General features: G+C 63.4%; 17 protein-coding genes. 8 read left to right on the top strand and 9 right to left on the bottom strand.

Annotation, left to right across the window (positions count from 1 at the left end; translation table 11 throughout):
• The first annotated feature begins 27 nt into the window (after positions 1 to 27).
• The gene (locus ABIE40_RS20560) at positions 28 to 762 is read left to right on the top strand and encodes an SDR family oxidoreductase (RefSeq protein WP_199625539.1); all 735 of its coding nucleotides are present in this window, start codon (positions 28 to 30) and stop codon (positions 760 to 762) included.
• Positions 763 to 779: 17 nt separating this feature from the next.
• Positions 780 to 2057 (top strand): L-fuconate dehydratase, encoded by a 1278-nt coding sequence (locus tag ABIE40_RS20555; RefSeq protein WP_199625538.1) that lies wholly within the window; start codon positions 780 to 782, stop codon positions 2055 to 2057.
• A 4-nt stretch (positions 2058 to 2061) separates the two neighbouring features.
• Here the strand turns inward: ABIE40_RS20555 and ABIE40_RS20550 are convergent, their stop codons facing one another.
• Both ABIE40_RS20550 and ABIE40_RS20545 read right to left on the bottom strand, forming a co-directional pair.
• Positions 2062 to 3063: a Tim44 domain-containing protein gene (locus ABIE40_RS20550; protein WP_199625537.1), complete on the bottom strand. Its 1002-nt coding sequence runs from the start codon at positions 3061 to 3063 to the stop codon at positions 2062 to 2064.
• A 79-nt stretch (positions 3064 to 3142) separates the two neighbouring features.
• Positions 3143 to 3601 (bottom strand): YbaK/EbsC family protein, encoded by a 459-nt coding sequence (locus tag ABIE40_RS20545; RefSeq protein WP_199625536.1) that lies wholly within the window; start codon positions 3599 to 3601, stop codon positions 3143 to 3145.
• A 147-nt stretch (positions 3602 to 3748) separates the two neighbouring features.
• Here ABIE40_RS20545 and ABIE40_RS20540 point away from each other — a divergent pair, with 147 nt between their 5' ends.
• From ABIE40_RS20540 to ABIE40_RS20515, 6 genes are all read left to right on the top strand, one after another.
• The gene (locus ABIE40_RS20540) at positions 3749 to 4633 is read left to right on the top strand and encodes a helix-turn-helix domain-containing protein (protein ID WP_130280211.1); all 885 of its coding nucleotides are present in this window, start codon (positions 3749 to 3751) and stop codon (positions 4631 to 4633) included.
• Between the two features lie 165 nt (positions 4634 to 4798).
• Positions 4799 to 6964 carry a TonB-dependent siderophore receptor gene (locus ABIE40_RS20535; RefSeq protein ID WP_199625535.1) on the top strand — a complete coding sequence of 722 codons (2166 nt, stop codon included), beginning with the start codon at positions 4799 to 4801 and terminating at the stop codon, positions 6962 to 6964.
• Positions 6965 to 7051: 87 nt separating this feature from the next.
• Positions 7052 to 7831 carry an ABC transporter ATP-binding protein gene (locus ABIE40_RS20530; RefSeq protein WP_199625534.1) on the top strand — a complete coding sequence of 260 codons (780 nt, stop codon included), beginning with the start codon at positions 7052 to 7054 and terminating at the stop codon, positions 7829 to 7831.
• A 38-nt stretch (positions 7832 to 7869) separates the two neighbouring features.
• Entirely contained in the window at positions 7870 to 8709 is an 840-nt protein-coding gene (locus ABIE40_RS20525; protein ID WP_199625887.1) for an ABC transporter substrate-binding protein, read from the top strand.
• Positions 8702 to 10675 (top strand): Fe(3+)-hydroxamate ABC transporter permease FhuB, encoded by a 1974-nt coding sequence (fhuB, locus tag ABIE40_RS20520; RefSeq protein WP_199625886.1) that lies wholly within the window; start codon positions 8702 to 8704, stop codon positions 10673 to 10675. The genes ABIE40_RS20525 and fhuB overlap by 8 nt, the downstream gene beginning before the upstream one ends.
• Complete coding sequence (locus ABIE40_RS20515; RefSeq protein WP_199625533.1) at positions 10672 to 11715, top strand: DUF2218 domain-containing protein; 1044 nt, start codon at positions 10672 to 10674, stop codon at positions 11713 to 11715. Before fhuB ends, ABIE40_RS20515 begins: the two co-directional genes overlap by 4 nt.
• Positions 11716 to 11767: 52 nt before the next feature.
• Here ABIE40_RS20515 and ABIE40_RS20510 read toward each other — a convergent pair whose 3' ends face one another.
• From ABIE40_RS20510 to cydD, 7 genes are all read right to left on the bottom strand, one after another.
• Complete coding sequence (locus ABIE40_RS20510; protein ID WP_199625532.1) at positions 11768 to 12385, bottom strand: TerC family protein; 618 nt, start codon at positions 12383 to 12385, stop codon at positions 11768 to 11770.
• Between the two features lie 138 nt (positions 12386 to 12523).
• The gene (locus ABIE40_RS20505; RefSeq protein WP_199625531.1) at positions 12524 to 12826 is read right to left on the bottom strand and encodes a hypothetical protein; all 303 of its coding nucleotides are present in this window, start codon (positions 12824 to 12826) and stop codon (positions 12524 to 12526) included.
• 115 nt (positions 12827 to 12941) lie between these two features.
• The gene (cydX, locus tag ABIE40_RS20500) at positions 12942 to 13052 is read right to left on the bottom strand and encodes a cytochrome bd-I oxidase subunit CydX (RefSeq protein ID WP_112388881.1); all 111 of its coding nucleotides are present in this window, start codon (positions 13050 to 13052) and stop codon (positions 12942 to 12944) included.
• Between the two features lie 12 nt (positions 13053 to 13064).
• Positions 13065 to 14216, bottom strand: coding sequence for a cytochrome d ubiquinol oxidase subunit II (gene cydB, locus ABIE40_RS20495; protein WP_199625530.1), 1152 nt, complete (start codon positions 14214 to 14216; stop codon positions 13065 to 13067).
• Between the two features lie 5 nt (positions 14217 to 14221).
• Entirely contained in the window at positions 14222 to 15802 is a 1581-nt protein-coding gene (locus ABIE40_RS20490) for a cytochrome ubiquinol oxidase subunit I (protein ID WP_199625529.1), read from the bottom strand.
• A 73-nt stretch (positions 15803 to 15875) separates the two neighbouring features.
• On the bottom strand, positions 15876 to 17567 hold the full coding sequence (locus ABIE40_RS20485; RefSeq protein WP_199625528.1) for an amino acid ABC transporter ATP-binding/permease protein: 1692 nt from the start codon (positions 17565 to 17567) through the stop codon (positions 15876 to 15878).
• The gene (gene cydD / locus ABIE40_RS20480; protein ID WP_199625527.1) at positions 17564 to 19267 is read right to left on the bottom strand and encodes a thiol reductant ABC exporter subunit CydD; all 1704 of its coding nucleotides are present in this window, start codon (positions 19265 to 19267) and stop codon (positions 17564 to 17566) included. Before cydD ends, ABIE40_RS20485 begins: the two co-directional genes overlap by 4 nt.
• Between the last annotated feature and the right edge of the window lie 4 nt (positions 19268 to 19271).

Below are 19271 nucleotides of genomic sequence, written 5' to 3'. Positions count from 1 at the left end.
ATGCGCGACATCAAGGGAGGCCCCAGCATGACCATCTCACTTTCCGGCAAGACCGTTCTGATCACCGCTGCAGGGCAGGGGATCGGGCGCGCCTCGGCAATCGCCTTCCATCAGGCGGGCGCAACGGTGCACGCGACCGATATCAACACCGAGACGCTGGCGCAGCTTGCTGCCGAGACTGGGATTGCGACGCACAAGCTCAACGTCCTCGACGAGGCGGCGGTCAATGCCTTGGTCTCCGAGATCGGCCGGGTCGACGTGCTGTTCAATTGCGCCGGCTTCGTCCATGCCGGATCGATCCTCGAAATGAAGGACAGCGATCTGGAGTTCGCCCTCGACCTCAACGTCAAGGCAATGATCCGCACCATCCGTGCGGTACTGCCCGGCATGCTAGAGCGCAAGGACGGCTCGATCATCAACATGGCTTCGGTCGCCTCCAGCATCAAGGGCGTGCCTAACCGCTTCGCCTATGGCGTCACCAAGGCCGCCGTCATCGGCCTTACCAAGTCGGTCGCCGCCGACTATGTCGCCCAGGGCATCCGCTGCAACGCCATTTGCCCCGGCACGGTCGAGAGCCCGTCGCTGCAGGACCGGATGAAGGCGCAGGGTGACTACGAGACGGCACGCGCCGCCTTCATCTCCCGCCAGCCGATGGGCCGCTTGGGGTCACCGGAGGAGATCGCCGAACTCGCAGTCTATCTCGCCGGCGCCACCTACACGTCCGGCCAGGCCTATGCCATCGATGGCGGCTGGACGATCTGAGGCGCGGAGGAAAGACAATGACCCGCATCACCGGCCTTCGCGTTTTCGACCTCCGCTTCCCGACTTCGCAGAGCCTCGACGGTTCCGATGCGATGAACCCGGATCCGGATTATTCCGCCGCCTATGTGATCCTCGATACCGACGAGGCCGGGCTTGAAGGCCACGGCCTGACCTTCACGATCGGCCGCGGCAACGACATCTGCTGCATGGCGATCAAGGCGATGGATCATCTGGTCGTCGGCCAGGATCTGGAGAGCTTTCGCAAGGCGCCGGGCAAGTTCTGGCGGCATCTGACCGGTGACAGCCAGCTGCGCTGGATCGGCCCCGACAAGGGCGCCATGCATCTTGCGACCGGCGCCGTCGTCAATGCTTTCTGGGATGTGCTGGCCAAGAAGGAAGGCAAACCGGTCTGGCAACTGGTCTCGGAACTTTCGGCGGAAGAAATCGCCGATATCGTCGATTACCGCTATCTGACCGACGTGCTGACGCGCGACGAGGCGGTGGCGATCCTGAAGAAGGCGGAAACAGGCAAGGCGGAGCGGATCGCGACACTGAAAGCAGAAGGCTACGCCTGCTACACGACCTCAGCCGGCTGGCTCGGCTATGACGACGAGAAGCTGCGCCGCCTTTGCCAGGAAGCGATCGATGCCGGTTTCAACCATGTGAAGATGAAGGTCGGCCGCGATCTCGAAGACGATATTCGCCGCCTGCGGATCGCCCGCGAGGTCATGGGTCCGGACCGCTACCTGATGATCGACGCCAATCAAGTCTGGGAAGTGCCGCAGGCAATCGACTGGGTGAAGCAGCTGGCCTTCGCCAAGCCGTTCTTCATCGAGGAGCCGACGAGCCCAGATGACGTTGCCGGTCACCGCAAGATCCGCCAGGCGATCGTGCCGGTGAAGGTCGCGACCGGCGAGATGTGCCAGAACCGCATCATGTTCAAGCAGTTCATCGCCGAGGGTGCGATCGATATCGTCCAGATCGATTCCTGCCGCATGGGCGGGCTGAACGAGGTGCTGTCGGTGCTGCTGACCGCCGCCAAATACGGCTTGCCGGTCTGGCCGCATGCCGGCGGCGTCGGGCTCTGCGAATATGTCCAGCACCTGTCGATGATCGACTACATCGCGGTGTCAGGCACGAAGGACGGACGGGTGATCGAATATGTCGACCACCTGCACGAACACTTCCTCGATCCCTGCGATATCCGCAACGCCGCCTATATGCCGCCGTCGAGGCCGGGCTTCTCGATCGAGATGAAGGCGCAGTCGATCGCCGACTACACCTTCAGGGGTTAGAGATTTAGGCGGCCCACTGGCCGGTGCCCTGGATGGCGGCAAGCTTCCAGTCGGCACCGTGCCTGCGCACGAAGGTCCAGACTTCGGTGCTTTCGCTCGGGCGGCGGTCGTCGCCCGAGACGACTTTGCCGCTGTCACGCTCGACCATCGCGTCGATCGACGAATAGCGCATCGCGAGTGTCGCATATTCCAGACTGTCTTCGCGCCAGGCTTCGGCGATATCGCCCTGCAACAGCTTGACGTCGGAGACGCGGTTGCGCACGCCATTGGTGGCGTTTTCACCGAGCTCTTCGGCAAGATAGGACATGGCCTCCGGCGTCGTCAGCGTGCGCAGTGTGCCGTAATCCTCCGCGCCATAGGCGGTCTGCACCTTGGTCAGCAGTTCCTCGAACTGGTCGAGATCGGCCTGCGCCAGACCGATTTCATCGCTCGGGCGCTGGCCGCGCGGCTGCTGTTGCTGGTAGCCCGCAGCGCCCGAACCGATCTTCGGGATGCTGAAGGACGAATTGTTGTTCGACGACATGTTGCTGTAGGACGGCCCGCCTGCCGAACCGTAGGACGGCTGGCGGCGATTGGCGAAGAAGCGCATGGCGAGGGTGATCGCGCCGAAGATCAGGGCGATCTGCAGCAGCATGCCGAGGAAGCCGAAGCCGCCGCCGAAACCATGGCCGAGCAGCATGCCGAGCAGGCCACCGGCAATCAGGCCGCCGACCATCGAGCGGCCGAAGCCGCCGAACAGGCCGCCGGGGCGCTGGGTGTTGAAGGGCTGCTGAGCGGTCGACGGCGCGCTCGTCTGCGGACGCGGGGCCATCGTGCGGTCGATCGGAGAGACGGTCTGCGGCGCGGTGTTGGTCACCGGCGGCGCCTGGAAGGTGCGCGTTCCGCGGCTGCCGAAACCGCCGCTGGCCCGGCGGGCCTCGGCGTCTCCATAGGCAGCAAAAACGGTGGCGCTTGTCAGAACGGCAATCGCCGCAATCTTGGCAAAACGCGAAACGGCACGTGGCATCTCTTCTCCTATCGGGGTCATTGTCGATGTCGGGACCTAATATAGGGATCGCCGCGGCGATTTGAAGCCAGCCGAAAGTCTATTGGCAGACATCGACCCATTTGGCGCCGGTGATGGCCGCGAGACGCCCGGTCGGAATACGCACAGCGGAGTTCGGCGAACCGGCAGCCGGGATCACCTCGTCGAAGCGTTTCAGCGAGGCGTCGCAATAGATCGGCAGCGCCGCCGGCAGGCCGAAGGGGCAGACGCCGCCAACCGGATGGCTGGTCACCTCAAGCACTTCCTCAGGGCCGAGCATGCGGCCCTTGCCGCCGAACGTGTCCTTGAATTTCCGGTTGTCGAGCCGCGCCGTGCCGCTTGCGATCACCAGCATGGTCTCGTCGCCGACGCGCAGGCAGATCGTCTTGGCGATCTGCGCCGGCTCTACGCCATGGGCTTCGGCAGCCAGAGTCACGGTCGAAGAGCTGGCTTCGGTTTCGATGATTTCGATATCGGGTGCATGGGCGCTGAAGAAGGCGCGGACGGATTCGAGGCTCATGGCGGCGATGCTAGAACAGGCGTCCCAAGAAATGAAGAGGCCTTCGACGCGGATCTTTTTGCGCTGCAGCGAATGCCGGTTGCCAATTCTTCCCATATTCGCTAGAGAAAACTTGATTATAAAATGAAGGTTTAATCCAGCGCCCCCATGACCTTTCAGCCGCGCATGCAGAACAGGATCGAAGGCTTTTCCGTCGTCGGCGGCATGAACCGCCGCAACTGGAACGGCATCGTCGCCGATGTCTGGGATGTCGAATGCGCGCCCTATGCGGGCGGTTATTACGTGGCGAACGATCCGCGCCTGTTCATCCTGCTCGATATGCGCGGACCCGGCGACAGCCGCGTCAAGCTGACGCCGAAAAGCGCCGGTGCCGTTCAGGACACGGTGCGCCGGCCGATCTCCTACGTGCCTGCCGGCATGGAGCTCTGGGCCGATCTCGTCGATGTGCAGTTCGTGCGTCATCTCGACATTCACTTCGATGCCGAGATCGTCGGGCGGCGGCTGATGGAGGATATCGATCCCTCGCGGCTTGCCGATGCAAGGCTGCTGTTTCACGACGAACGGGTGATGGCGCTTGCCAATCTGATCGCCGCCGAATGCGTCAGCCCGCAGCCGCTGCACGATCTCTATGGCGATGGCCTGGCGCTGGCGCTGATCATCGATGTGCTGAAACTCTCTAGGGCGCCGGTGCGCAAGCGCAGCAAGCTGGCGAGCTGGCAACTGCGCCGCGCCCAGGATTTCATTGAACAGAATTGTCTTCGCAATATCCGCCTGGAAGAACTCGCCTCGCTTACCGGCCTGTCGCAATCGCATTTCAGCCACGCCTTCAAGGCCTCGACCGGGATCGCCCCGCACCAGTGGCAGACGAACGCCCGCGTCGATCGCGCCAAGCATCTGCTTCTGCAGGGCGAATTCACGCTGCCCGTCATCGCCGCCGAGACCGGCTTTTCCGACCAGGCGCATTTCACCCGCGTCTTCCGGAAGGTGACCGGCGCCACACCGGCGCTCTGGAAGAAGGCCAACGTTGCCTGAAAACCACGCTTCACGAGCATTTGTTTAGAATGCGGAAATTTGCCCAAGAACGTTCAAATTCCCCGGATTGCGACAATCCCCTCTCTTAAATTTGAGTTAAACGCTCAGCTTATCGACAAGCTGTTAGCCGGGCATCGTTCAAGCCGGCGTGAGTGGGGTAAGACAATGCGTGAGCGGACCAAGGCTCTCATCTTCAACGCCAACCTTCTGACCGGCGCCGCCGCCATCGGCATCGCGGCCGCCATGCCTGTTCTGGCGCAGGAGGCGACCGAGCTGAAACCGATCACGGTGCAGGGTGAGGCGGGAAGCGCCGATTCCGAGGCAACAGCAACGAGCCCGGTGAAGGGATATGTGGCCAAGCGCTCGGCGACGGGGTCGAAGAGCGATATTCCGCTGAAGGAGATTCCGCAGTCGGTTTCGGTCGTTGGTAAGAAGGAGATGGACGATCGCGGTATCGTCAACAAGGTCGATCAGGCGCTTCTCTATACACCTGGCGTGACATCCCAGCCCTATGGAAATGATGGCGATACCGACTGGTTCTACATTCGTGGGTTCGATGCCACTCAGACTGGCGTCTTCATGGATAATCTCTCGCTCTTCAGTTATGGCTTCGGCGGCTTCCAGATCGACCCCTTCATGCTTGAGCGTGTTGAAGTCCTGAAAGGTCCGGCCTCGGTTCTGTTGGGCGGCTCGAATCCCGGTGGCGTTGTCAATCTCGTTCGCAAACGGCCGACAGATGAACCCCTCTATTACACGGAGATCGGCATCAACAGTAACGGCAATGCTTTCACCGGCTTCGACGTCTCAGATAAGGTAGGTTCGAGCGATACCATGACCTATCGGCTCACCGGCAAGATCGCAGGTGGCGATAACTATGTAGACTATACGCACGACATGCGCGGCTTCTTCATGCCGCAGCTGACCGTTTCTCCCGACGCATCGACCAATCTCACGGTCTGGGCCTATGCCGGAGCGCTGGACCAGGTCCACAGCAGCAACGGTTTTCTGCCTTATGACGGAACGGTTATTGATCACAACGGCAGGAAGATCGACCGCAAAACGTTTTTGGGCGAGCCGGATATCGATGCCGGTAATTATACCCAGCAGATGTTCGGCTACGAGTTCGAACACGAGTTCGACAGCGGTTGGAAGGTCTCTCAGGACCTTCGCTACGGGCATCTGAACAAACATGAGAAGGGCCCGTACCCCTACGGCTACGCGGGGATCAACACGCTGTACCGCGTAGGTTTCGAGGGAGATTCCGTTGCGGACAGTCTCTCCATCGATAACCGAGCAGAGCGCGAGTTCGATCTCGGCGGTGCACAACACAATTTCATGGTTGGTCTCGACTACAAATATTACCGCCTCGACCATGTCCAAAAGTGGCCAACTTGGCCGGCCGCCGCCACTCCTATCGATCCTTGGGATCCAGTCTATGGTCTGCCACAGCCCGTCAATGATGTGCAGATCGATCAGGTTGTGACGCAGCAGCAGATTGGTCTTTATACGCAGGACCAAATCCACTTTGGTGACGGTTGGCTGCTGACCCTCAACGGCCGGTTTGACTATGTCGGCACCGATGCCGATGCAGTCGTGGGTACCACCTACGCGACAACCGATACGGCGGCGAGCGGCCGTGCGGGTTTGGCATACGAGTTCGACAATGGCTTTACGCCTTATGTTAGCGCCGCAACGTTCTTCAATCCCCAGATTGGCACAGGTCTCTCGGGGGCCCTCAAGCCTGCCGAAGGGCAGCAGTTCGAAGGTGGTGTGAAGTATGAGCCAACCTTCATGGACGGCTCGATAACCGCCTCCGTCTTCCACATCACCAAGCGGAACAACACCGTTACCTATGCTGACTTTACACAAAGCCAGCTCGGTGAAGTCGTATCGCGGGGCGCCGAACTGGAAGCGAAAATCAATATCGATGACAACTGGAAACTGCTTGGTGCAGCTTCCTACACCGATATGGAAGTGACTGAAAACCAAGCGAACCCGGCGCTTGTAGGCAAGTCGCCATTCATTGTGCCCAAGGTGATGGCGTCTCTTTGGCTGGATTATGCGGTCACCACCGGTCCGCTTGAGGGCGTAAGCCTTGGCGCAGGCGTCCGTTATCAGGGATGGTCTTGGGCAGATGAAGAGAACAAGAACAAGGTCCCCGGAGCGGCGGTCTTCGACGCTGCACTTCGCTATGATCGTGACAATTGGGGCGCATCGGTGAACGTCACGAATCTCTTCGACAAGGAATACGTCAGCGGTTGCGGTGGCCTCGGTGTCTGCGGCTATGGCGACGCCCGCACCGTTACCTTCAAGCTCAGCAAGAAATGGTAAGTTGACAATCTCAGTAAAGTTTTGCACCAAGCGAAACGGCGGGAGGACCATGTCCCTCCCGCAGCTGTTTTGACGGGAGCCTTGTCGATGCCCACCCCCTTCCTGACGATGTCGGATGTCCGCTTTGCGGCGGGCGAGCGCACCATTCTTTCCGGCATCGATCTGTCGCTTGAGAGCGGGCGGATCTATGGGCTGGTGGGGCCGAACGGGTCGGGCAAGTCGACGCTGATGAAGATCATGGCGCGCCAGCATGCGGCGACGGGCGGAAAGCTTGCGCTCGAAGGCAAGGATGCGGCGGCCTGGGGCGGGCGGGAGTTTGCCCGCAAGATCGCCTATATGCCGCAATTCACGCCTGCCACTGACGGTATGACGGTGCGCGAGCTGGTGGCGCTCGGACGTTTTCCCTGGCATGGCACGCTCGGCCGTTTCGGCAAGGCCGACCATGCACTCGTGGACGATGCCATTGCCCGCGCCGATCTTGAGGATTTCGCCGACAGGCCGGTCGCCAACATGTCGGGCGGTGAGCGTCAGCGCGCTTGGATCGCGATGATGCTGGCCCAGAATGCCAGCTGCCTGCTGCTCGACGAGCCGACTTCGGCGCTCGATCTTGCCCATCAGGCGTCGATGCTGTCGCTGGTGGAGTCGCTCAGCCATGAGCGTGGGCTGACCGTCGTCATCGTGCTCCACGACATCAATCTCGCTGCCCGCCATTGCGATGAGATCATTGCGCTCAATCGCGGCCGGATCAGCGCCAAGGGCACACCGGAGGAGATCATGCAGGCCGAGCGCCTGCAGTCGATCTTCGGCGTCGGCATGGGCGTGTTCACGCATCCGGCGCGCGGCGAGCCTGTGAGCTACCTGCTGTGACGCCGGCACCGACATTCACCCGCCGCGGCCTTCTCGCCATGGCTGCTGCCCTTGCGGCGCCGTCCCTATCGAGGGCGGCTGCGTCACCGCGCGTCGCAACGCTTGATTGGGCGCTGCTCGAAACGCTGCTGGCGCTCGGCGCCGATGTGGTGGCGGGCACCGAGCTGGTCGGCTTCCGCAAGATCGCCGTCGAGCCCACCGTTCCAGAGAGTGTCGCCGATCTCGGTCTGCGCGGCACGCCGAATTTCGAGGTGCTGCGCTTCGCCAGACCCGACCTGATCTTCAATTCGAATTTTTACGGCTGGGCCGACGGCCCGATGAGCCGCATTGCGCCGGTCAAGAGCCAGTCGATCTACCGCATGGGCGACAGCCCCTTCCAGCGCGCCCAAGACGTGACGCTCGCGATAGCGGACGAGCTCGGGCTTGCGAGCGGCAAGCGCTATGCGGACGATCTCTCGGCACGGCTTGATCGCTACCGGACCGTTCTTTCGGTGGGCGATGGCCGGACGATCCTGCCGATCAATCTCGGCGATGCCCGTCACTACCGCGTGTTCGGCAGCGACAGCATGTTTGGCGAGGTTCTGGCGCGCACCGGCCTGAAGAATGCCTGGGAAGGCAAGACCAGTTACACGGCCATGGCGCCGATCGGCATCGAGACGCTGGCCTCGATGCCGGATGCCTGGATTGTTTTCATTCCGCCGCATCCGCCGGATGCGCTGGTCGCGCTGCAGAACGGCGCCTTCTGGCAGGCGCTGCCGGCCGTCAGGGAAAAGCGCGTTCTGACCATCGGCTCCATCAATCCCTATGGCGCCTTGCCTGCCGCATCGCGCTTTGCCGATCTGCTTGCGAAAGGGTTGACCGATGCATGGAATGGTTAGCCGCAAGCCTGCAAGCTTTGGAAAGCCGCAGCTGAGCATTGCCGTCTCGGCCTGCGTCTGCGCGCTGATCTTTGCACTGCTGCTGACGTTCCGGCCGCGGCTGCCCGCAAGCGAAGCGGTGCTCGACGCGGCTCTCCTCTGGCAGAGCATGATGCCGCGCGCTGCACTTTCGCTGATCGCCGGCGCCGCGCTCGGCCTCTCCGGCTTCCTCCTGCAGCGCGTGCTGCGCAATCCGATCGCCGATGCCTCGACGCTCGGCATTGCCTCGGGCGCGCAGCTTGCGATGAGCATCGGCCTTAGTTTTTCGCCACTGCTGCTCGGGCTTTCTCGTGAACTTATCGCCTTTGCCGGCGGGCTGGTTGCGGTGGCGATCGTGTTGGGATTGAGCTGGCGGCGCAGCCTCGATCCGGTGACGGTCGCCCTGTCGGGCATGATCGTGACATTGATCGCCTCGGCGCTCAGCGTCACGATCATCCTTGCCCGCGGCGAATACGCGATGTCGATCTATATCTGGGGCGCGGGTTCGCTCAGCCAGCAGGATTGGAGCGGCGTTCTTTCGCTTGCACCGCGACTGGCCGCAGGCTTTGCCGCTGCCGTCCTGCTGATGCGGCCGCTGCAGGTCCTGTCGCTTGACGATGCCGGCGCAAAGAGCCTCGGCGTCGCGCTGCATGCAACCCGGCTAGCGGTGCTGCTGCTTGCCGTCTGGCTTTCGGCCTCGGTCACCGCCAATGTCGGCATCATCGGCTTTCTCGGCCTCGCCGCCCCGGCGATCGCCCGTTTCGCCGGAGCCCGCACGACGCGGCAGCTCGTCGTCGCCGCACCGCTGACCGGCGCCGCACTGCTGTTCTTCACCGATTGCCTGACGCAGCTTCTCGGCCCCGGCTTTACCGATATCGCACCCGCGGGTGCGGCAACGGCGCTGCTCGGTGGTCCGCTGCTTCTTTATCTGTTGCCGCGCGTGCATTCCTTTGCCGCCGTCACGGCGCAGACCACGTCGGCGATCAAGCGGCTCCATAGCCCCGCCCGCGTCTTCCTGATGCTCATCGTCGTGCTCGCGCTGGTCGTCGCCCTGGTGCTGACAACGGCGCCGGCCGACGATGGCTGGCACATTGCGACCGGCGCGCTGTTCAGCGATCTCCTGCCGCTGCGCTTGCCGCGCACGGTCGTGGCTGCAGGCGCAGGGGCAATGCTGGCGGCCGCAGGCTTCATCATGCAGCGGGTCACCGGCAATCCGATCGCCAGCCCGGAAGTGCTCGGCGTCAGCACCGGCGGCGGCGCTGGCCTGACGGTTGCGCTCTTCATCTTCGGCTTCCCGCCGCCCTTCGTCATGCTGGCCTCGATGGCGATCGGTGCGCTTGTCGCGTTTCTCATCATGATCGCCATTGCCGCGCGCGCCCAGTTCGCGCCGGAGCGGCTGCTGCTGGCCGGTATCGCCATCGGCGCCTTCTCGATGGCGATCGTCACCATGGTCTTGGCGCAGGGCGATATGCGCGGCTACGTGCTGCTCACCTGGCTCTCGGGCTCCACCAACAGGGCGGGCAGCTTCGAGGCCTGGACGGCTGTCATCTCGCTTACGGTGCTTGCCGCGCCGCTGCCGTTCCTCAGCCGCTGGCTCACCATCCTGCCGCTCGGCGGTCCCTCGGCGCGCAGCCTCGGCCTGCCTGTCGGCGCCAGCCGTCTGGCGCTGGCGACCGTCGCGGCGCTGATGACGGCGGTCGCCTCCTTCCTCGTCGGGCCGCTCAGTCTGACGGGATTGATCGCGCCGCATCTGGCGCGGCTCACCGGTTTCCACCGGCCTGGCCAGCAGCTCGCCGCCAGCATCCTGATCGGCGCCGGCGTGCTCGTTTCGGCCGATTGGCTGTCGCGCGTGGTGATCTATCCCTATCAGGTTCCGGTCGGCCTCTTCGCGGCGCTGATCGGCGGTCCCTACCTCATCTGGCTCCTGACGCGAAAGGAAGCGGCATGACGGCGCAGTTCAGGCTTTCGGGCACGGCCATTCCGGCGGACGCGAAGCAGATGCTGGAAGAGATCGCCGAACATTTCGCCGAGCACGCATCGGTGACCCGCGTTGGCGAAGCCGTGCATCTTGAGCATGAGATCGGCGCCGCCGATATCAGCATCGCAGACGGGACGCTCGCCATCGAACTCGCCTCGAACAGCGAGGACGAGCTGACGATGATCCGCACGGTGCTTGCCGAACATCTCTTCCATTTCGCTGGTGAGGAGAAGTTCGAGCTCACCTGGTCGGAAAAGCCGAAGCCGGCGCTGCCTGGCAATATGCGCCTGGCGACGGTGACAGGCGCCCGCAACGTCACGCCGCATATGCGCCGCGTCACATTCACCTGCCCCGATGTGCAGGACTTCGAGAAGGGCGGCCTGCATGTCCGCCTGCTGCTGCCGCAGAATGGCGAGGCGCCCGTCTGGCCGACGGTTGGCGACGATGGCCGCGTCCAGTGGCCGGACGAGACGATCACCGCCGTGCGCATCTATACGATCCGCAGTGTCGATACAGAGCGCGGCGAAGTCGATATCGACTTCGTGTTGCATGAGGGCGAGACCATGCCGGGCGCGACCTTCGGCGCAACGGCCGTAGCGGGCGATGTGATCGGCATCATGGGACCTGGTGGCGGCTGGATGCCGGAGGCTGCCGATCTCATCCTGGCCGGAGACGAGACCGCCCTGCCGGCCATGCTGCGGATCATCGAGGCAGCACCTGCCGGAGCCAGGATCCGTTTCTTCGGCGAGGTGGATAGCGCTGCCGAAGAGCAGGCGGTTTCGTCCGCCGCCGAGGTCGAGACTGTCTGGCTGCATCGCAACGGTGCGGCCGCCGGCTCGACGGGTGGGCTGGAGTTGTTGATCCGTGAACTGGCGCCGCAATGCGCCGCGCCTGTATTCATCTGGGTCGGCTGCGAGAAGGCGGAAGCCGTGGCGATCCGCGAATATCTGAAGGACGAGCTGCAATATGACCGGCAGTGCATGCGCGTCGGCAGCTACTGGGAAAAGTAAAAGGCGGAGCCGCTTTCGCCACCCCGCCCCTGATTTCTCGCTTGAAAGCCTATCAGCCAGCCAGATACGGCCAGACTTCGAGCGTGCCGCGATACATCATGTCGAGCGCGACGTAGAGAATGATCGCCAGACCGACATAGGCGATCCAGCGGTGCTTGTTCAGCAGGCGCGCGATGAAGTTTGCGGCGATACCCATCATGGCGATCGACAGTGCCAGACCGGCAACGAGGACGGTCGGATGTTCGCGGGCCGCACCGGCAACCGCCAGAACGTTGTCGAGCGACATCGAGACGTCGGCGATGACGATCTGGCTGGCGGCCTGCCAGAAGGTCTTCCTCGGCTTGCCCTCGGCGCCCTCGAGCGCTTCCTCGCCTTCCGCGCCATGCTGGGCGCGCAGCTCGCGCCACATCTTCCAGCAGACCCAGAGAAGCAGCAGGCCACCGGCGAGCAGCAGGCCGACGATGGCGAGCAGCTGGACGGTGATCGACGCGAAGATGATGCGCAGAACGGTGGCGGCCAGAATACCGACCAGAATGGCCTTCTTGCGCTGATCGGCCGGGAGGCCGGCGGCGGCAAGGCCGATGACGACGGCATTATCGCCGGCAAGAACAAGATCGATCGCGATGACCTGCAAAAGCGCAGTCAGCCCCGCGGCAGTAAAGATTTCCATGAAACGTCCCCCGATGTTCGGAAGCCGGACTAGAGCCCGCAAAACGTTACGTCAACCGGCAATCATCCGGGTCCACGCAAATGTCCCGGATGTGTGTCCTGGCAGTCCCACGCCGGAAACGCGCGGGGAGACTATCGCCTAATGTTTGAGCTTCACGATGATCTCGCGGTACTCGTCGGCGATCGCGATGGCTGCCTTCGCAACGACAGGACTGATGGATTTATGGTCAATTGCGATGCGGCAGGTCTCGAAGACGCCGCGCAGTTCATGCTCGATATCCGAGAGCTGCGGATATTTCTGCACGAGAAGATGCGGCAGCATGCGTGCCTTGTTCTTCATCAGATTGGAATTGTTGGAGAAATTCAGGTTTTCTGCGATCACTTCCCGGATCGCATCTTCAAGACGCCACGTTGCACCGATCATATCCGTGACTGACACCATGCTACCCCTCTTCTACCGGCGGGCATATTCCACCTGAATAATATGAAGCAAGGCTTGTGCCAGATTGGCGAAGCTGCCGGGCAGGGTGCCGCCCGGCAGCTCATCATTCAGAAGCTCAGGATTTCTTCTTCTTGGCTTCGTCGTCCATCAGCTCGTACCACATGGCGTTGAGAACGGCGAAGGCGGCTGCGAGCGGCAGGCCGAGGATCCATGCGAAATACCACATCGTCTTGCTCCTTTAATAGGCGTGGCCGCTTTTGTCGGTGATGGCCTTCTCGTCCACCTTGCCCCAAAGAACCTTGTAGACCCAGGCGGTGTAGAGAAAGATCAGCGGCAGGAAGATCGCCGAGACGACGAGCATGATGAACAGCGTCATATGGCTCGACGAGGCATCCCAGACCGTGAGACTCGCCCGCGGATCGAGCGAGGACGGCAGGATGAACGGGAACATCGAGACGCCGACCGTAGAGATGATGCCGAAGATCGACAGCTTGCTGAACAGCAGTGTGGTCACCTCAAGCTTCGCCCGCATGCTGAGCAGCGCCAGCGCGGCACCGATGAAGCCGAGCGCGGGTGCGATCAGTAGCCACGGATAGGTGCCGTAATTGGCGAGCCAGGTGCCGGCATGTTCCGCCGTCTTGAACAGCGGGTTGGACGGACCGACCGTGTTGATCTCACTGGTGATACGGTAGCCGTCGACGCCGGCGGCGAGGAAGATGCCGCCGAGTGCAAAGAGCAGGATCGCCGCAAAGGCGGCAAGGCTGCCATAGTGCCGGGCGCGTTCGGCAACCGGGCCTTCGGTCTTCAGGATCAGCCAGGCCGCGCCATGCATGACCAGCATGGCGACGGACAGCAGTCCGCAGAGCAAGGCATAGGGGTTGAGGAGGCCGAAGAAGGTGCCTTCGTAGAAGATCCGCATATCGTCGGCGAAGCGGAAGGGCGCACCCTGCAGGACGTTGCCGACGGCGACGCCGAAGATCAGCGAGGGCACGAAGCCGCCGACGAAGAGTGCCCAGTCCCAGTTGTTGCGCCAGCGTTGGCTATCCCGCTTGGAGCGGTATTTGAAGCCGACGGGGCGCAGAATGAGCGCAAACAGCGTCGCGAACATCGCCAGGTAGAAGCCCGAGAACGAGACCGCATAGAGCGGCGGCCAGGCGGCGAAAATGGCGCCGCCGCCGAGGATCAGCCAGACCTGGTTGCCTTCCCAGGTAGCGCCGACGCTGTTGATGGCGACGCGCCGCTCGGTATCGGTTTTCGCCACGAAGGGCAGGAGAGTACCGACGCCGAGATCGAAGCCGCCGGTGGTGGCGAAAGCGATCAGCAGGACGCCGAGCAGCACCCACCAGATGACGCGCAGCGTATCGTAGTCGAGAAGTTCGTGAAGGATCATGACAATCACTCCGCAGCAGGAACGAGGGTTTCGGAGATCAGCTCGGCTTCCGGCTCGTCATCGGGCTCGGGGCCCTTCTTGATCGCCTTGATCATCAGGCTCATCTCGATGATGATCAGCGTCGTATAGAGCGCCGCAAAGCCGATGATCGTCAGCAGCACGGTGCTGGCGCCGAGGCTGGAGACGGCCGCTGCCGTCGGCAGCACGCCTTCGATCACCCAGGGCTGGCGGCCGAACTCGGCAACGATCCAGCCAACCTCGATCGCCACCCACGGCAGCGGGATCGCGAAGACGGCGACCCTGAGCAGCAGCGGATACTTGTCGAGATGGCGGCGCGCCGACAACCAGAAGAAGGTTGCCGTCAGCACGATGAAGAACATGCCGAGGCCGACCATGATGCGGAACGACCAGAACAGCGTCGGCACATGCGGAATGGTGTCATGCGCCGCCTGGACGATCTGCGCTTCCGTCGCCTGGCGCGGATCGTCGACATAGCGCTTCAAAAGCAGCGCATAGCCGAGATCGTGGCCGAGGTCCTCGAAGGTGGCCTGGACATCTGCGGGAACCTGATCCGGCGGCCGGACAGCCCGGATCTTGGTCAGCGCATCATAGGCCTTGATGCCATTGCGGATGCGGGTCTCGGCCTGCTTCTCCAGCTTGTCGATGCCGGGGATTTCGGTCGTCAGCGAACGCGTGCCGATCAGGCCCATCGCCCAGGGGATATGGACGGCGAAATGCGTTTCGCGGGCTTCCTGATCCGGGAAGCCGAAAGCGGTGAACGGCGCGGGCGCCGGTTCCGTCTTCCACATCGCTTCGATCGCGGCGAGCTTCATCTTCTGGTTTTCAGTGGCGAGATAGCCGCTTTCGTCACCGAGGACGACGACCGAGAGCGACGAAGCCAGACCGAACGAGGCGGCGACCGTCATCGAGCGCTTGGCGATCTCGATATGGCGGCCCTTCAGCAGGTACCAGGCCGAGACGCCGAGAACGAAGATCGAGGCGCAGACATAGCCGGCCGAAACCGTGTGGACGAACTTGGCCTGGGCGACGGGATTGAAGACCACGTCGAAGAAGCTGGTGATCTCCATGCGCATTGTCTGCGGATTGAGCGCCGAGCCGACCGGGTTCTGCATCCAGCCATTGGCGATCAGGATCCAGAGTGCCGAAAAATTCGAGCCTAGCGCCACCGCCCAGGTGGCGGCCAGGTGCCCGACCTTGGAGAGCTTGTCCCAGCCAAAGAAGAACAGGCCGACGAAGGTTGCCTCCAGGAAGAAGGCCATCAGGCCCTCGATGGCGAGCGGCGCACCGAAGATATCGCCGACATAATAGCTGTAATAGCTCCAGTTCATGCCGAACTGGAATTCCATGACGATACCGGTGGCGACGCCGAGCACGAAATTGATGCCGAACAGCGTGCCCCAGAACTTTGTCATCTGCCGCCAGATCTGGCGGCCGGTCATGACATAGGTGGTTTCCATGATGGCGAGCAGCACGGAAAGACCAAGCGTCAGCGGTACAAAAAGAAAGTGATAAAGCGCGGTCAGCGCAAATTGAAAGCGCGATAGCGCGACTATGTCGAGTTCCATTGTCTTTCTCCCACGGTCCCACGGGATATCAAGAAGTCCACCGGCGCCGGCTGGCGTCTGCGGTCGTTAAAATTCAGTCCGGCCGGAGCCGGTCGAGTGCCCTTTCGAACGCCGCTTCTCCGCGGCGCGCGATGTCTGTAATGCGTCCATCCTCGATCACGGCGATCAGATCGGCGATCGCCGCCTCGCGGCGGATGTGGCTGGCGATGACCACGGCGCGGCCGTCTGCCCGTTCGGCAAGGCGGTCCATCACGTCGCGGGCAGTATCGCCATCCAGACCCTCCGTCGGCTCATCGAGCAGCCAGAGGGATGCGTTGCGGAGAAACAGCCGCGCAAGCGCCAGACGGCGCGATTGCCCGCCAGACAGGCCAAGCCCGCCTTCTCCGAGTTTCGTGTCGAGCCCTTTCGGCAGGGCGTCGATTGTCGTAAGCAGCCCGGCGGCGTCGAGTGCGTCGCGCAGGCGCTCCTCGCTCGCCGTGGGATCGGCGATCAAAAGATTGCCGCGGATGCTGTCGGCGAAGAGTTCGGTGCGCTGCGTCAGCAGCGTCGAATCCGTGATCGCGGCAGTTCCACTCTGCGGCCGCAACTCGCCTGCGAGCAGTGCCAGGAATGAAGACTTTCCCGCCCCGCTGGCGCCGACGAGAGCGAGTTTCTCATTAGCTTTGAGGGTAAGAGATAGCTTACTTATGGCGAGCCTCTCGGCGCCGTCATGAGCGGCTGCAACATCCGTCAGCGCAAAGGCGATGCCGGGTGCTGGTGCGACGTGTCCAGGCACCCGGTCCGGAGCCGTCAGACGTCCCCCGACGCGGCGCGCCGCGATCAGCGTGCGCCCAAGCTCGATGGCGCCGCGGCGCAGCGCAGCGAAGGGTTCGATGGCGGCGAAGGCGACCAGCATGCCGAGCGCTGCGACCGGCGCCCCGATGGCGCCTGCGCCTGCCAGCGCAGCAACAGCAAGCAGCGATCCCCCGAGAAGCAACGAGGAGGTCAGGCCGAAGCCGAGTGCGACGCCGGTTTCGATGCGGTTCAGACGATCGTCGGCTGCCGATGTATAGATGTCGGCGGTGGCGACTGCGGCGCATTGGGCATCCTGACGCCCGGCCATCAGCAGGTCCGTCTGGCCGGCGACGAGATCGATAACGCGGCCGCGGACTGCCTCGACGCCATGCATGCGGCGGCGTGCGGATTTTGCAGCGGCGCGGCCGGCGGCATAAGGGATGCCGAGACCGGCGAGCAGAAACAGCAGCCCGGTCGCGGCGCCGAGCAGCGGATGGATCAGGCCGAGCGCCACGCTTGCCGCGATCGCGGCGCAGATCGCGGCGGCTGCGGGAACGAGGACGCGCAGATAGAGCCCGTCGAGCGCATCGATATCGGCGGTCAGCCGGAACAGAAGCCTTGAAGGCCGGGCCGCGAGATGGCGCGCCGCGCCCCCATCGGCCCAGCCGCGAAACAGGCGTTCGCGCAGAGCGGCAAGCACCGAAAGCGTCGCGTCATGCGTCGTCATCCGCTCGCCGTAACGCGAGAAGGTGCGCCCGATCGCCAGCAGGCGGATACCTGCCGACGGTGCGAAAACGTCGAAGGTGACGGCGGTGGTGACGGAGAGACCGGCAATCGAGGCGGCGGTGATGAACCAGCCGGAAAGGCCGAGAAGTGCGATACCGGCCAGAACCGTCAGCGCCGACATCAGCGCGCCGATCAGCAGGCCACGGCGCCGCTCGGCAAGAAACACGGCGATGACGGGTTTGAGGTCGCTGAGACGCGTGCTCATTCCGCAGCCTCCCGAAGATTTTCCGCGCCGATGGCGATCACCCGCTGCATGCGGGCGGCAAGCCGCGGATCGTGGGTGGCGACGACAAGCGTCTTGCCCTTGGCGAGATGGATCAGGCTGTCGGTGATATCGGCCGCCGTGGCGGAATCGAGGTGCGCAGTCGGCTCATCGGCCAGGATGATGCTGATATCGGGGTTGCAGGCCGCGCGGGCGATGGCGAGCCGCAGCGCTTCCCCACCCGAAAGCCCAAGCCCGCCTTCGCCGAGCGGGCGCTTGCCATATGCGGCGGCGACCTGCTCGAGCCTGGCGGCATGAAGCGCGTCATCGGCCTTGGTACCTGCGCGGCCGAGCGTGATGTTGCCCGCGAGCGAACCGGCGAAGATATGCGGCTTCTGGCCGATCCAGGCGATATGGCGGCGCCAGTCCCCGGCCTCGCCGAGCGGTAGACCGCCGATGCGGACTGTACCTTCCGAGAGCGGAGCAAGCCCGGCTATCAGCGCAAGCAAAGTCGATTTGCCGCTGCCGCTGGCGCCGAGCAGGGCCATATGCTCGCCCTGGATGATGCGGCAGCTGAACGCGTCGATCGCCAGCGGCTTGTCGGCGGCGTAGCGGAAACCGGCCTCGTCAAGTTCGATATCGAAACGCGCCGCCTGTTGGCCGTCTGCTTCCTTGACGATATCCAGGCCACCGGTTGCAATTCCATCCAGCGCGAGGAGCGCCGCTTCGCCGCTGGCGCGATCGTGCCAGACAGACGAGAGGTCCCGCAGCGGCTCGAAAAAGGCCGGAGCAAGCAAAAGCAGGAAGAGGCCGATCGTCAGGTCAAGGCCGCCGGTCCAGGCGCCGAAAGTGATTTCGCCGAGCAGACTGAAACCGACATAGACGGCGAGCAGGGCCACGCCGAGCGCGGCAAAGAGTTCGAGCACGGCGGAAGAGAGAAAGGCGATCCTGAGGACTGCCATCGTCCGGGTCTTCAGATCGTCTGCGTCGGTGCGCAGGCGCGTTGCCGTCTGATCGACGGCACCGAGCGCGCGGATCGTCGTGAGGCCACGCAGCCGATCGAGGAGGAAGCCGTTCAGCCCGCCGGTTGCGGCCAGCTGTTTTTCGCTGGCAGCCTGGGCGCGCCAGCCGATCAGCGCCATGAAGACCGGGATCAGCGGCATGGCGATCAGCAGGATGAGCGCCGCAATCCAGGAGATCGGAAAGATGCAGACAAGCATCACCAGCGGCACAGCCGTCGCCTTGAAGCGAGCCGGTTGGAAGCGGGCGATATAGGGCACGATGAGTTCGGCCTGTTCGCCGATGACGCTCGCCGCTTCGCCGGAGGCCGGCCGCGAGGGATCGACAGGCGAGCGGCGCGCGAGCGCTGCGACTGCGGCGGCACGGCGTTTGCTGAGTTCGGCGCGGGCGGCCTTGAACGCCAGGCGGCCGCCTGCCGCCTCGAGACAGCTCTTGGTAATGCCGAGGATGACGATGAAGATTGCAGGCCAGAGAACAGCGTCGAGCCCGCCGCCATTGGCGATACGGCCGACGGAGAGAGCGATGAGTGCGGCCTGCGGAATAAAGAGCAGGGCGCCCGCGGTCTGCAGCAGCGCGGCAGCCTTGGATCCCGGCCTGTTTTTGGCAACGCGGCTTCTGCGACGGCCGCGCCCTTGCGCGCCCGGTTCTGGCTCGTCATTCGCGTCTAAGAAAGCACTCCCCATAGCG

Origin of the sequence: Rhizobium sp. OAE497, from assembly GCF_040546565.1 — a bacterium.
Taxonomy (GTDB): Bacteria; Pseudomonadota; Alphaproteobacteria; order Rhizobiales; family Rhizobiaceae; genus Rhizobium.
Note: the sequence above shows the minus strand (reverse complement) of the source record. Positions and strands in the feature narration are given on the sequence as shown.